15 protein-coding genes are annotated in these 13,662 nt (G+C 40.0%); all 15 read left to right on the forward strand.

Features of this window, described 5'->3' with window-relative positions; translation table 11 throughout:
* Positions 1-96 precede the first annotated feature (96 nt).
* The 15 genes from ACIQXU_RS07780 to ACIQXU_RS07850 all read left to right on the forward strand — a co-directional run bounded on the left by ACIQXU_RS07780 (position 97) and on the right by ACIQXU_RS07850 (position 13,557).
* Positions 97-567 (forward strand): chemotaxis protein CheW, encoded by a 471-nt coding sequence (locus ACIQXU_RS07780; RefSeq protein WP_402956335.1) that lies wholly within the window; start codon positions 97-99, stop codon positions 565-567.
* A gap of 4 nt (positions 568-571) precedes the next feature.
* Complete coding sequence (locus ACIQXU_RS07785) at positions 572-1,210, forward strand: chemotaxis protein CheC (protein WP_402868368.1); 639 nt, start codon at positions 572-574, stop codon at positions 1,208-1,210.
* The gene (locus ACIQXU_RS07790; RefSeq protein WP_402987932.1) at positions 1,203-1,706 is read left to right on the forward strand and encodes a chemotaxis protein CheD; all 504 of its coding nucleotides are present in this window, start codon (positions 1,203-1,205) and stop codon (positions 1,704-1,706) included. The genes ACIQXU_RS07785 and ACIQXU_RS07790 overlap by 8 nt, the downstream gene beginning before the upstream one ends.
* A 124-nt stretch (positions 1,707-1,830) precedes the next feature.
* Complete coding sequence (locus ACIQXU_RS07795; protein ID WP_402868372.1) at positions 1,831-2,598, forward strand: FliA/WhiG family RNA polymerase sigma factor; 768 nt, start codon at positions 1,831-1,833, stop codon at positions 2,596-2,598.
* Positions 2,599-2,763: 165 nt separating this feature from the next.
* Positions 2,764-3,081: a hypothetical protein gene (locus ACIQXU_RS07800; RefSeq protein WP_402987935.1), complete on the forward strand. Its 318-nt coding sequence runs from the start codon at positions 2,764-2,766 to the stop codon at positions 3,079-3,081.
* 11 nt (positions 3,082-3,092) lie between these two features.
* Positions 3,093-3,728: a hypothetical protein gene (locus tag ACIQXU_RS07805; protein WP_402956340.1), complete on the forward strand. Its 636-nt coding sequence runs from the start codon at positions 3,093-3,095 to the stop codon at positions 3,726-3,728.
* Positions 3,729-3,879: 151 nt separating this feature from the next.
* Positions 3,880-4,593, forward strand: a complete 714-nt coding sequence (gene rpsB, locus ACIQXU_RS07810) for a 30S ribosomal protein S2 (protein ID WP_402868377.1) — start codon at positions 3,880-3,882, stop codon at positions 4,591-4,593.
* A gap of 282 nt (positions 4,594-4,875) precedes the next feature.
* The gene (gene tsf / locus ACIQXU_RS07815) at positions 4,876-5,760 is read left to right on the forward strand and encodes a translation elongation factor Ts (RefSeq protein ID WP_402868378.1); all 885 of its coding nucleotides are present in this window, start codon (positions 4,876-4,878) and stop codon (positions 5,758-5,760) included.
* A 130-nt stretch (positions 5,761-5,890) separates the two neighbouring features.
* Positions 5,891-6,607 (forward strand): UMP kinase, encoded by a 717-nt coding sequence (pyrH, locus tag ACIQXU_RS07820; protein WP_402868380.1) that lies wholly within the window; start codon positions 5,891-5,893, stop codon positions 6,605-6,607.
* A gap of 3 nt (positions 6,608-6,610) precedes the next feature.
* A complete protein-coding gene (gene frr / locus ACIQXU_RS07825) occupies positions 6,611-7,168 on the forward strand; it encodes a ribosome recycling factor (RefSeq protein ID WP_402868382.1) in 558 nt (185 codons plus the stop codon).
* 369 nt (positions 7,169-7,537) lie between these two features.
* Positions 7,538-8,311 (forward strand): undecaprenyl pyrophosphate synthase, encoded by a 774-nt coding sequence (locus tag ACIQXU_RS07830; RefSeq protein ID WP_402868383.1) that lies wholly within the window; start codon positions 7,538-7,540, stop codon positions 8,309-8,311.
* Positions 8,312-8,336: 25 nt separating this feature from the next.
* Positions 8,337-9,134 carry a phosphatidate cytidylyltransferase gene (locus ACIQXU_RS07835; RefSeq protein WP_402987938.1) on the forward strand — a complete coding sequence of 266 codons (798 nt, stop codon included), beginning with the start codon at positions 8,337-8,339 and terminating at the stop codon, positions 9,132-9,134.
* Positions 9,135-9,175: 41 nt separating this feature from the next.
* A complete protein-coding gene (gene dxr, locus ACIQXU_RS07840; protein WP_402956342.1) occupies positions 9,176-10,336 on the forward strand; it encodes a 1-deoxy-D-xylulose-5-phosphate reductoisomerase in 1,161 nt (386 codons plus the stop codon).
* A 7-nt stretch (positions 10,337-10,343) separates the two neighbouring features.
* Entirely contained in the window at positions 10,344-11,612 is a 1,269-nt protein-coding gene (gene rseP / locus ACIQXU_RS07845; RefSeq protein WP_402868389.1) for an RIP metalloprotease RseP, read from the forward strand.
* 244 nt (positions 11,613-11,856) lie between these two features.
* Positions 11,857-13,557 (forward strand): proline--tRNA ligase, encoded by a 1,701-nt coding sequence (locus tag ACIQXU_RS07850; protein ID WP_402987941.1) that lies wholly within the window; start codon positions 11,857-11,859, stop codon positions 13,555-13,557.
* The last annotated feature ends 105 nt before the right edge of the window (positions 13,558-13,662 follow it).

Below are 13,662 nucleotides of genomic sequence, written 5' to 3' on the forward strand. Positions count from 1 at the left end.
CCTTCCTACCATTTGATTACTGGAGACCCTTTGGAAACAAGGGTCAATGGATGAACAGTAGATATGGTTGAGGGGTAAAAAGAGGAGGATAATTGAATGTCGACCACAAGTCCTGTTCAAGATATAAAAGTAATCGTGTTTCAAATCAAAGACAAAGAATATGCGATTCCGGTGGATAAAGTAAGTGGAATAGAAAAACTTTTGCATATAACAAGGGTGCCCAAAGCCGTTCCATTTGTTAAAGGTGTGATTAATTTAAGGGGTGTGATTACCCCCATTATTGATTTAAGAGTCCGTTTCGGTTTTGAAGAGGTTGAATATAACGATTCAACGAGGATCATCATCGTTGTCCTTGATGACATCGAAGTAGGGTTGATTGTCGATTCAGCCAATGATGTGCTTGACATTCCTGTCGAGAGCATTGAGCCTCAGCCGGAAGTTGTCGGTCATTTAGCTTCGGAATATATCAGCGGTGTCGCAAAAATTGAAAAACGTTTGCTTGTATTGGTGAATTTGGAGAAGGCCTTAAGTCTCGAAGCAAATGAAATCGTGAGAAAAGAAGGATAAAGGGATGTCATTTATTGATAAAATCAACCCCATCCACCTCGATATCCTCAAAGAAATTGGGAATATTGGGGCGGGACATGCTGCTACTGCACTCTCTGCCATTCTTAATAAAAAAATAGATATGAATGTTCCTAATGTCCGGGTAGTTTCCTTTGATGAAATGATGGAATTGGCAGGGGGAGCAGAACATGTTGTGGCTAGTGTCTTTTTGCGAATTGAAGGAGATGCCACTGGAAGCATGATTTTTATCCTTTCATTACCTGTAGCTGAATATTTCATTCAACAGATGATAGGGGATGAAACCTTCTCCATTGATAAACCACAGCATTCTGAATTAGCTCTTTCTTGTCTACAGGAATTAGGGAATATCCTGTCGGGATCCTATCTTTCTTCTTTATCGGATTTTACTAAGTTGAATATATATCCATCGGTTCCTTCCTTGAATATCGATATGGTGGGAGCAACTATCAGTTATGGATTACTGGAATTATCACAAGTAAGTGATTCTGCTATTGTGATAGATACCGTCCTAGCGCAGAATGAGAGGTTTGCTGAATCTATCAATGGCCATTTCTTTTTACTGCCCGATCCTGATTCCTTTGATACTATTTTTGCTGCCCTGGGAGTGACAATAAATGGTTGAATTATTGCAAATCCAAGTTGTTAAAGTGGGGATAGCGGATATGAATACTGTAAAACCTCCTTATTCGATTCGCACTTCAGGGCTTGGTTCATGCGTAGGGGTCGTCATTTATGATGAGAAAAGAGAGATTGCCGGTTTGGCGCATGTCATGTTGCCGGATTCTTCACTTGCTAAGTCTGGTCAGATTAATCGGGCCAAGTTTGCCGATACAGCCGTAAAGGAATTGGTGAATCGTCTGGTGAAGGAAGGAGCAAGGCCTGCTTTTTTAAAAGCAAAGCTGGCTGGAGGTGCACAAATGTTTCAATTTGCCTCTGGGGGGGATTTAATGAGAATAGGACCCCGAAATGTTGTAGCTGTCCGGAAAGAATTGGCTGATTTACGAATACAGGTCGTTTCGGAGGACGTCGGCGGGAACAGTGGTAGGACGATAGAATTCAATGTGACAAAGTGCATGCTTAATATCCGGACAGTAAATAAAGGGACTAGAAATATTTAATTGGGAAGATGAAATTTGCGCAGCCGGAAAGTGACGGGAACACTGCAATCAAAATATTGTTGCACCTAGAGCCTTCGAGGACCGTTTTGATTACAAAACGTAAACAATGTTAGGAGGAAATCCCATGTCTCAACTGACTATCGAAGAAGAACAGTTATGCTGGAAAAATTGGGTCGACTGCAGGGACCCGCAAGCAGGGGACGTTTTGGTGAAGAAATATGTTCCACTTGTATCTTACCATGTCCAACGTATTTCAGTCAGCCTTCCTAGGAATGTCAGTCGTGATGACATTAGGAGTTTAGGGATGATGGGCTTATTTGATGCCTTGGAGCGCTTTGATCCAAAGCGTGATCTGAAATTTGACACATATGCTTCATTCCGGATCCGTGGGGCCATATTGGATGGTTTAAGGAAAGAGGATTGGCTACCGCGGAGTGCGAGGGATAAAGCGAAAAAAATCGATTCAGCTATTGAAAAATTGGAACAAAAATATATGCGGAACCTTACACCAAAGGAAATTGCATTTGAATTAAATATTCCGGAAGATGAAGTATATGCTGCACTTAACGAGCATTTCTTTGCCAATGTTTTATCCATGGATGAAAATCCTCAAGAACAGGATGACAAAGAAAAAACGAATTTCCATATTAAAGATGATAAAGCAGACCTGCCTGAAGAGAATGTTCTAAGACAAGAATTGTATGCAGAGCTAGCAAAGGTCATAGAAACACTAAATGAGAAAGAACAGTTGGTATTGCAACTTTTTTATAAAGAAGAACTTACGCTGACGGAAATTGGACAAGTGATGAGTCTTTCCACATCAAGGATATCGCAAATTCACTCAAGGGCGATATTTAAACTTAGACATGCTATGCAGGATAAAAAAAGTTAACCCATATTTTTATTTAGTGTCATGCTTCGAGGCATGCTCTATGAGAAATGCATGGATTCATCAGTTTGGACAGACCATTCCGAACATTTTGAATCCATGGGAAGAACATGTGTACACAGGCAGTTATACAGAAGAATCACTATAGAAATATAGGGGTGGATGGCTGTGGGTTTAAAAGCAATCGAGATGCAAATTGCCCTTCCAAGAACCCAAGATGCCGGAAAGATCCAAGAACAACTTTTACAAAAAAATCTAATCCAACAGGATCATGCCACCCATCAAGGAAGAAAAGAAGAGGAACGAAAACAAACGACTGTAATGGGCGAGGAACAAAAGCTCCCAGCTCATTTTTATGAAAAGGAAGGTAGCGCGGATAAGGGTCCGTTTTTTAAACAGCGTAGGAAGAAAGACAATACGAGACAAACAACAGAGAATATAGATCCCCATCCCTATAAAGGAAAGAGTATCGACTATTCCGGTTAAGAGGAGGCACCATGTCAGTATTTTTTATGTTACTCCTTTTTAGTCTAAATATTTTCACGATTTTCGCCGTTATTCTTTTATATCTTAGACAAAATCGATTAAGTAAGCTAGAAAAGGAACAAAAAGCCACGATAATTGAAATGGAAGAACTACTAACAGGCTATCTAATGGAAATGAAGGAAGATAACGAAGCCTTGATAAAAGCTTTTACACAAACTGACGTCTTACCTAATGAGAAAAAGATAGAAGAGTCAGTAATAGTAAAAACAAGGCCACCTATAGAAAAGGAAGCAGAACTAGAAAAGGAATCATTCCCTGACTATAAAGAACCAAGTTTTAACGGGAAGAAATTGCAGGCTGCTAATGCTTATATGAACCAGACTGGAATAGAAGAAGAATTCAAGCCAGCCAATGAAGTGAAGGACAAGCTCGAACTTTCGGCGGAGGCCTCCATTTTAACCAAACAAGAGGCACGCGTGGAAAAAGATTTTTCAGCCATGCTACAGGATTCTTTAGAAGAATTATCATTAAATGAACAGGTAGACTATTTAGTGGAGCAAGGTCTTTCAATTGAAGATATCGCCAAAAAATTAAATAGGGGTCAAACGGAAATTGAGCTTTTATTAAAGTTCCGTATGGATAGATAAATATTGCTTGATTGTATCACCTGAGTATGATATATTATGAAATGGTGTTAATACACACGCCCGTGATTCTAGCAGATGGTGCTGTTTATACAGTTTCTGTATGAAAATGATCGGAGCGGAGGAAAAACAAAACCATTTAGGAGGAACTAAAATGTCAGTCATTTCTATGAAACAATTGCTTGAAGCTGGTGTGCATTTCGGACACCAAACACGTCGCTGGAACCCTAAGATGAAGAAATATATCTTCACTGAGCGTAACGGCATCTACATCATCGACCTTCAAAAAACAGTTAAAAAGGTTGAAGAAGCTTATAACTTCGTTAAAGAACTAGCTGCTAACGGTGGAACTGTTCTTTTCGTTGGTACTAAAAAACAAGCTCAAGAATCAGTTAAAGAAGAAGCTATCCGCTCTGGTATGTACTATGTAAACCAACGTTGGTTAGGTGGAACTTTAACAAACTTTGAAACAATCCAAAAACGTATTAATCGTCTTAAAGATATCGAAAAAATGGACGCTAACGGAACTTTCGAAGTGCTTCCTAAAAAAGAAGTAATCCAACTTAAAAAAGAATGGGATCGCTTAGAAAAATTCTTAGGCGGTATTAAAGATATGAAGACTCTTCCAGATGCGATCTTCGTTATCGACCCTCGCAAAGAGCGTATTGCTGTTGCGGAAGCACACAAATTAAACATTCCACTTGTTGGTATCGTTGATACAAACTGTGATCCGGACGAAATCGACGTAGTTATTCCTGCGAATGACGATGCAATCCGTGCTGTTAAATTATTAACAGGTAAAATGGCAGATGCTATCTTAGAAGCTAAACAAGGCGAAGAAACAGCAACTGAAACAACTACTGCTTAATAGTTGACAGAACTGCTTAACTAGTGAGAAAAAAGGTGATAAGAGGATAATGCCTTTTATCCCTTTTTTTTGCACTAAATAAGCATACATAAATCCCGTGCCTTATCACGGCTGATTTTTGAAACTGGAGAGAACCGAGCTTATTTGTCATAACGTTGACCAATAAATATTTTTTGTAAAAATTTGCTGCGATTTGTTGTATTTGTTGTTGAAAACAAGTATTATCTAGCAAAATGGGTAAAAACTGAATAAACCGCACTTAATTTGAGGAGGATTTATATTATGGCAATCACTGCACAATTAGTTAAAGAATTGCGTGAAAAAACTGGCGCTGGCATGATGGACTGCAAAAAAGCACTTGTACAAACTGAAGGAAATATGGATAAAGCGATTGACTTCCTTCGCGAAAAAGGAATTGCAAAAGCTGCCAATAAAGGCGACCGTATCGCTGCTGAAGGGTTAACTTCTATCGTAGTAGACGGAAACCAAGCAGTAATCCTTGAAGTGAACTCAGAAACTGATTTCGTTGCTAAAAACGAAGGTTTCCAAACTCTTGTTAAAGAATTGGCTTCATTCTTATTGGCTAACAAGCCTGAAACTGTAGAAGCTGCTCTTGAGCAAACAATGGAAAACGGTGTGAAAGTTGCTGATCATATCAATGCAGCAGTAGCTAAAATTGGTGAAAAATTAACTCTTCGCCGTTTCCAAGTCGTTACAAAAACAGACAGCGATGCTTTCGGCGCTTACCTACACATGGGTGGACGTATCAGCGTACTTACAGTTCTTGAAGGTACAACTGATGCTGAAGCAGCTAAAGGTGTTTCTATGCACATCGCAGCTCTTAACCCAAAATATGTTTCTCGTGACCAAGTAGACGCTACTGAGCTAGAGCACGAACGTGAAGTTCTTACTCAACAAGCCCTTAACGAAGGCAAGCCAGAAAAAATCGTTGCTAAAATGGTTGAAGGACGTATCAACAAATTCTACGAAGAAATCTGTGTAAACGAACAAGCTTTCGTTAAAAACCCAGATCAAAAAGTAGGACAATTCGTTGAAGCACTAGGCGGAAAAATCCTTTCATTCGTACGTTACGAAGTAGGGGAAGGTCTTGAAAAACGTCAAGAAAACTTTGCTGAAGAAGTAATGAACCAAGTTAAAAAGGACTAATTGATTGTAAGAAAATGGTTAAATAGGGAACACTATAGTGTTCCCTATTTTTTAAAATGTCCTGAATTTTTGATTAATGCAAGAATGAGCATGATGGACGAACAAAAAGATTACATAGTTGGAGGTTCTCATGGCTAAATATAAACGTGTCGTATTGAAACTCAGTGGTGAAGCATTGGCTGGAGACGAGGGTTTCGGAATTAATCCTGCAGTTATAAAGTCGATTGCAGAACAAGTAAAAGAAGTAGCTGAATTGGATGTAGAAGTAGCTGTGGTTGTCGGTGGCGGGAACATATGGCGCGGGAAAATCGGTAGTGAAATGGGCATGGACCGTGCAAATGCCGATTATATGGGCATGCTCGCTACAGTCATGAATTCATTGGCGTTACAAGATAGCCTCGAGCAGCTTGGGATTGAAACGCGCGTCCAAACGTCCATTGAGATGAGACAAGTGGCAGAACCATATATTAGACGACGTGCAATTAGACACCTGGAGAAAAAGAGAGTAGTCATTTTTGCAGCAGGAACAGGAAACCCATATTTCTCAACGGATACGACTGCCGCATTACGTGCAGCTGAAATTGAAGCGGATGTCATCTTGATGGCGAAGAACAATGTGGATGGGGTATACAATGCTGATCCTGTTAAAGACAAAAATGCAGTGAAGTATGATGAGCTTTCATATCTTGATGTGATAAAAGATGGATTACAAGTCATGGATTCTACTGCGTCCTCGCTATGTATGGACAATGATATTCCATTGATTGTCTTCTCTATTATGGAAAAAGGTAATATTAAGCGCGCTGTATTAGGCGAAACGCTTGGAACTATTGTAAGGGGGAAATAAAAGATGCCGAAACAAGTTATTTCGAATGCGAAAACGAAAATGGAAAAAGCCATTAGCGCTTACACACGTGAATTAGCCAGCATCCGTGCCGGAAGAGCAAATGCCTCATTGCTTGATAGAATCTCAATTGATTATTACGGATCCCAAACACCTATCAATCAAATGGCGGGCATTTCTGTACCAGAAGCAAGACTTTTAGTCATCCAGCCTTATGACAAAACGATTTTGGGCGAGATTGAAAAAGCAATTTTGAAATCGGATTTAGGATTAAATCCTTCTAATGATGGTTCTATAATCAGGATTGCCATTCCTGCGTTAACAGAAGAACGTAGGAAAGAACTTGTCAAGGTCGTTAAGAAAGAAGCCGAAGAAGCAAAAATCGCGGTTCGTAACGTTCGCCGTGATGCTAACGATGAGTTGAAAAAGCTTGAGAAAAATGGCGATATCACAGAAGATGATTTGCGCGGTTATGCAGATGACATTCAAAAGATGACGGATGGCAACATCTCAAAAATCGATGATATTACAAAAGATAAAGAAAAAGAAATTCTAGAAGTCTAATCCCTTCTAAAAGCATTGAATAAAAGGGCCGAATCCATTGTGGTCATGTCTTTGATCTAACATATAGGTGTGTTAAAAAGAGAAAACTGTTATAATAAGGTTTCTCCGATTATGATTACGCCTGAGTTAGTAAGAGCTTGAAAATGATGGAGGAGGTCCTTTTTGCCTTTTCTTCTTGAAAGGATATGCATTATTTATTTCTTGCCAACTTCTAATGAAGATAATATTTTCATAATAATAATATGAGAACAAGTTTTTTTTTGATATTATAATATAGATTCTGTTCTTATTTAGAATCCAAAAAATATACATAGTGCACGTAAATATTGCCTTTGTAGAGATAAGTACAACCTAATGGGGGACTAACATATGTATTCACTATGGAAGCGTTTCGTTAAAAAAGATGCTTCTTCCGATGTAGCAAGTAGGATCCAGCATATTAAGGAGTCTAATGTTCCTCAACATATTGCCATTATTATGGATGGAAACGGCCGATGGGCTAAAAAACGTGCGCTGCCACGTGTGGCAGGCCACCATGAAGGAATGAAAACCGTTAGAAAAATAACAAAGATTTCTAATGAGTTGGGAATAAAAACGTTGACCGTTTATGCGTTCTCCACAGAAAATTGGAAACGTCCGAAAAGTGAAGTCGATTTTTTAATGAAACTTCCACAGGAATTCCTAGGCACCTTTTTGCCAGAGCTTATAGCTGAAAATGTAAGGGTGGAGATGATGGGAGACTTATCGTTAATCCCGTCACATACTCAGAAAGCAGTTAAACAAGCGATGGAGGATACGAAAAATAATAACGGGATGATTTTGAACTTTGCCCTTAATTATGGAAGCCGTGGAGAAATAGTTGCGGCGGTCAACAGCATCATACATGATGTGAAAAATGGTATAATAAAGGAAAATGTTTCTGAGGAAATAGTATCAAGCTACTTAATGACACAACATTTGCTCGATCCGGATTTGTTGATCCGTACAAGCGGCGAAAAAAGGTTAAGCAACTTCATGCTTTGGCAGTCAGCGTATACCGAGCTATGGTTTACGGATGTGTTATGGCCGGACTTTAGTGAAGGTCATTTACTACAGGCTGTCGAGGAGTATCAAAAACGTTCACGCAGGTTCGGTGGCGTTTAATGTAGAAGGCGAGGAAATAGGAATAATGAAACAGAGAATTATTACGGCAGTCATCGCTGCCGCCATCTTCATTCCAATCGTGATGATAGGGAAGCTTCCCTTTTTATTGGTAATCTATCTTCTAGCATCTATCGGTTTGTATGAATTGATGAAAATGAAAAAGATGCGTGTATTCTCCTTTGAGGCGATTCTTTCACATGTTTTACTTTGGATATTATTACTGCCGAATGAATATAGCACGTTTTTAACTGAAAATAATTATGACAAAGTACAGCTTTTCTTAATCGGCGTTTTAGTGCTATTGCTTTATACGGTCCTTTCGAAAAATATGTTCACTTTCGATGATGCAGGATTTTTGGTCATTGCGATTCTTTATTTAGGCATCGGCTTTTACTATTTCTTTGAAACACGTGACAATGAATCTCTAGGTCTAGTCTATATCCTTCTTACTTTATTTACGATATGGGCAACCGATTCAGGAGCATACTTCATTGGAAAAGCAATCGGTAAGAGGAAGTTATGGCCTGAAATCAGTCCTAATAAAACAGTCGAGGGATTTTTTGGAGGCGTAGTTTCCGCGTTAGTCGTAGGTGTGCTTTTTTACGTATTTTCATCCCTTGACTATTCGATATGGCAATTGTTGTTGATATCATTAATCATAGCAATCTTCGGCCAACTGGGAGACCTTGTTCAATCGGCTTATAAACGTCATTATGGTGTAAAGGATTCAGGAAAGATCCTACCTGGTCATGGCGGGATTTTAGACAGGCTGGATAGTTTAATATTTATTTTACCAATCTTACATTTATTGCATGTATTATAATTAAAAAGGTAAGGTTATATGGAATTAGGAGATGAACGGATTTGAAGTATATCAGCCTTCTGGGTGCAACAGGTTCGATAGGCAAGCAAACGGCGGATGTGGTCAGGGCCCATCCCGATCAATTTAAGATAGTGGCACTTTCGGCCGGAAAGAATATTGCTTTGGTCAGAACCTATATAAAAGAGTTTGAACCAGAACTAGTTTCCGTACAGACAAAAGAAGATTATGAGGTTTTGAAAAGCGAGTTCTCTAACCGGAAAGATATTGAGTTCATGTATGGCGATGAGGGAATAACGGCAGTGGCTGTGTATAATCAAGCAACAGTCTTAGTGAATGCGGTCATCGGCAGCGTAGGACTTTATCCGACTTTGCAAGCGATTAAAGCCGGTAAGGATATTGCGATTGCCAATAAGGAGACTTTGGTAACAGCGGGCCATTTGGTCATTGATGAAGCGAAAAAGGCCGGGGTAAGGCTGCTTCCGGTCGATAGTGAGCATTCAGCAATTTTTCAAGCACTTCAGGGTGAACAAGAAAAAAATATCGAGCGCTTAGTCATTACTGCCTCTGGTGGAAGTTTCCGTGATCGCACCCGTGAAGAGTTAAAAGGCGTCACGGTAGAAGAGGCTTTAAACCATCCAAACTGGTCTATGGGGGCTAAAATCACCATCGATTCAGCATCCATGATGAACAAGGGATTGGAAGTAATCGAGGCACACTGGTTGTTTGATCTTCCATACGAAAAGATTGACGTGCTTCTCCATAGGGAGAGCATTATCCACTCAATGGTGGAATTTCATGATTCCAGTGTGATGGCACAGTTAGGTACACCTGATATGCGTGTACCCATCCAATTTGCCCTTACATATCCAGATCGACTGCCTCTTGTAGGACGGAAGCGTTTGAATTTGGCTGAAGCGGGAAAACTCCACTTTAGTGAAATGGACTTCACTCGATATCCTTGTTTGCAATTCGCTTACAAAGCAGGTAAAATGGGCGGCACGATGACAACGGTGTTGAATGCTGCAAATGAAGCTGCAGTAGCTGCATTTTTATCTGGAAAAGTTTCTTTCCTAGAAATTGAAACCCTGATAGAAAGAGCGCTTAACAAACATTCTGTCATAGCGAGTCCTGACTTAGAAACGATCCAGGAAGTCGATAAAATGACAAGGAAGTTTATAGAATCCTTAGTGAAAGATAGGTGACCAGAACATGCAGACTCTAGAAACGCTTATAGCGTTCATTATCATTTTTGGCGCTCTTGTTTTTTTCCATGAGCTTGGACACTTAGTATTTGCGAAGCGTGCTGGAATTCTATGCCGCGAATTTGCAATCGGATTTGGACCAAAAGTATTCACATATAAAAAGAAGGAAACGGTCTATACGATACGTCTTCTTCCTCTAGGTGGATACGTTAGAATGGCCGGAGAAGATGCGGAAAATATTGAATTGAAACCTGGTTACCGTGTGGGATTGATGTTTGATGAAGAAGAAACCGTCACGAAAATCATCTTGAACAACAAAGACAAATACCCGGATATTCGGCTTGTCGAAGTGGAAGTGATAGATTTAGATCATAAACTGATACTTACGGGATATGAAGAGGGAGAAGAAGACACGTTAAAAACGTTTTCGATCCATAAGGAAGCCGTAATCGTTGAAAATGGGGTCGAGAACCAAATTGCCCCTTATGATCGCCAGTTTGCATCTAAATCTCTTGGACACCGCTTTTTAACAATCTTAGCAGGCCCAGCAATGAACTTTGTTCTAGCTTTTGTTATTTTTACATTGATTGGTTTATTTCAAGGCGTCGTGGTGGACGAAGCCAAACTGGGTGAATTAACTAAGGACGGTGCAGCCGTTACTTCTGGACTTAAATCAGGGGATGCCATTCAATCGATTGAAGGTACGGAAGTCACAACCTGGGAAGATGTACAGGCGAGTATCCAAAAAAGTCCCGGTAAAGAAATCGAATTCGTTGTATATAGGGACGGTAAAACGTTAGAAGTTCCAGTTACTCCTCAGGAAGTCGAGAGGGAAGGTCAGAAAATTGGAATCATCGGGGTATACCCGCCCGTTGAAAAAGCTCCACTAAAAGCCATTCAATATGGTGCGACGGAGACGTATTTTTGGACGAAACAGATTTTCATCATTCTGGGTGACCTAGTAACGGGTGGCTTTACGATTGACAGTCTATCTGGTCCAGTAGGTATATATAAATCAACTGAGGAAGTCGCAAAACAGGGCTTGTTCACGTTGATGAAATGGGCTGGGTTGCTCAGCATAAATTTAGGAATCATGAATCTTTTACCGTTACCTGCTTTGGACGGCGGACGATTATTATTCTTCGTGGTTGAGTTCTTAAGAGGAAAACCAATTGATCGCCAAAAAGAAGGAATGGTGCATTTCATCGGATTTGCTTTGCTGATGTTGTTAATGATCGTCGTGACATGGAATGACATCCAGAGATTCTTCCTATAAGCTGATATTAATGAAACCAAACAAGCCAGCAGAACTATCTGTTGGCTGTTTGAATCTACTTGTAACTTTTTGAAGAGTTTGGGCAAAATAGTTTGTTTTATCGGGAATTCGTAAGTATAATCGAAAAAGAGCGAATGAAATCAACTTAATTTAAATCAATTAGACAATAATTATGTAATTTTGTATTACATGACCCGTAAATTTCCGTATGGAAGTTTAAAGGAAATATTGAAGAGGTGTAGATATGAAACAAAGTATGACGTTAATCCCTACATTGAGGGAAGTCCCTGCAGATGCAGAAATTAAAAGCCACCAGCTTTTGTTGCGAGCAGGATTCATGAGACAGAATTCAAGTGGCGTTTACAGTTTTATGCCGCTTGGTAATAAAGTGCTTCAAAAGGTTGAAGCGATTGTTCGGGAAGAAATGGACAATGCAGGTGCCGTAGAATTATTGATGCCAGCCCTTCAACAAGCGGAATTTTGGCAGGAATCCGGTCGTTGGTATACATATGGACCCGAATTAATGCGATTAAAAGACCGTAACAACCGTGAATTTGCCCTTGGAGCTACACATGAAGAGGTCGTTACAAGCTTGGTCCGTGACGAAGTGAAGTCATACAAGCGTTTGCCATTGACGGTTTATCAAATCCAAACGAAGTTCCGTGATGAAAAAAGACCTCGTTTTGGTTTATTGCGCGGACGCGAATTCATCATGAAGGATGCTTACTCATTCCATGCAAATCAAGAAAGTCTTGATGCTGTATATGAAAAACTTTATGCGGCCTATTCAAATGTATTTAGCCGTTGTGGCCTTGATTTTCGTGCAGTCATCGCCGATTCAGGAGCGATGGGTGGAAAGGATACACATGAATTCATGGTGCTTTCTGAAATTGGAGAAGACACGATTGCCTATTCAGATACATCCGATTATGCGGCGAATATTGAAATGGCGCCTGTAGCGGTAAAATATGAAAAAGATTCCGTAGAGCAGGGAACACTTGATAAAGTTCATACTCCTGGACAGAAATCAATTGATGATGTAGCTTCATTTTTAAAAACCGATGCTTCAAAATTGATCAAGTCCTTGTTATTTAAAGTGGATGAAAAATATGTACTCGTCTTGGTACGAGGAGATCATGAAGTGAATGATATCAAAGTAAAAAACTTCTACAATGCTGAAGTCGTGGAGTTAGTGGACCCTAACGAAACGAAAGAAGTCTTAGGTTGTGCGGTAGGTTCTCTTGGACCAATCAATATTGCCTCAAGCGTAGAAGTCATCGCCGATTTGGCCATTGAAGCAATGGTTAATGGAGTATGCGGCGCTAATGAGGAAGATTATCATTTTGTGAATGTAAACCCTGACCGTGATTTTAAGGTGGAAAGTTTTATCGATCTTCGTTTTATCCAAGAGGGAGATCCATCACCGGATGGCAACGGAATAATCAAGTTTGCTAAAGGAATTGAAGTCGGTCACGTATTCAAGCTTGGGACTAAATATTCCGAAGCGATGAACGCGACGTTCCTAGATGAAAACGGCCGTTCGCAACCGATGATCATGGGTTGTTACGGTATTGGTGTATCTCGTACACTTGCAGCTGTCGCTGAGCAATTCAATGATGAGAAAGGTTTAGTATGGCCGGTGAATTTGGCTCCGTTCCAGGTCCATTTGATTCCGGTTAATATGAAGGATCAATCTCAAGCTGAACTTGCAGAAAAACTATATGCTGAACTTAAAAAACAAGGCATGGATGTCTTGATGGATGACCGTCATGAACGTGCCGGAGTGAAATTTGCAGATTCTGACTTGATTGGACTTCCTGTCCGCGTAACGGTCGGTAAAAAAGCTTCCGAAGGCATCGTGGAAGTGAAGATCCGTAAAACAGGTGAAGTGCTTGAACTGGAAACATCGGAACTTGCACAGAAGTTATATGAATTATTGGGATAAAGCAGTAAAATCATAGCTTGATTTGGCATCATTCATTTGGATGATGCCTTTCCTTTTCCCTATAATTAGATGTCCGTGAACTGCATCTAGTATGTTATAATAACC

Source organism: Peribacillus sp. NPDC097284 (assembly GCF_044761765.1).
Lineage (GTDB): Bacteria > Bacillota > Bacilli > Bacillales > DSM-1321 > Peribacillus.

Bases quoted from the DNA above. Each gene is read 5' to 3' on its own strand.
- ACIQXU_RS07780 (WP_402956335.1), top strand. From the start codon at position 97: ATGTCGACCACAAGTCCTGTTCAAGATATAAAAGTAATCGTGTTTCAA.
- ACIQXU_RS07785 (WP_402868368.1), top strand. From the start codon at position 572: ATGTCATTTATTGATAAAATCAACCCCATCCACCTCGATATCCTCAAA.
- ACIQXU_RS07790 (WP_402987932.1), top strand. From the start codon at position 1,203: ATGGTTGAATTATTGCAAATCCAAGTTGTTAAAGTGGGGATAGCGGAT.
- ACIQXU_RS07795 (WP_402868372.1), top strand. From the start codon at position 1,831: ATGTCTCAACTGACTATCGAAGAAGAACAGTTATGCTGGAAAAATTGG.
- ACIQXU_RS07805 (WP_402956340.1), top strand. From the start codon at position 3,093: ATGTCAGTATTTTTTATGTTACTCCTTTTTAGTCTAAATATTTTCACG.
- rpsB (WP_402868377.1), top strand. From the start codon at position 3,880: ATGTCAGTCATTTCTATGAAACAATTGCTTGAAGCTGGTGTGCATTTC.
- tsf (WP_402868378.1), top strand. From the start codon at position 4,876: ATGGCAATCACTGCACAATTAGTTAAAGAATTGCGTGAAAAAACTGGC.
- pyrH (WP_402868380.1), top strand. From the start codon at position 5,891: ATGGCTAAATATAAACGTGTCGTATTGAAACTCAGTGGTGAAGCATTG.
- frr (WP_402868382.1), top strand. From the start codon at position 6,611: ATGCCGAAACAAGTTATTTCGAATGCGAAAACGAAAATGGAAAAAGCC.
- ACIQXU_RS07830 (WP_402868383.1), top strand. From the start codon at position 7,538: ATGTATTCACTATGGAAGCGTTTCGTTAAAAAAGATGCTTCTTCCGAT.
- ACIQXU_RS07835 (WP_402987938.1), top strand. From the start codon at position 8,337: ATGAAACAGAGAATTATTACGGCAGTCATCGCTGCCGCCATCTTCATT.
- rseP (WP_402868389.1), top strand. From the start codon at position 10,344: ATGCAGACTCTAGAAACGCTTATAGCGTTCATTATCATTTTTGGCGCT.
- ACIQXU_RS07850 (WP_402987941.1), top strand. From the start codon at position 11,857: ATGAAACAAAGTATGACGTTAATCCCTACATTGAGGGAAGTCCCTGCA.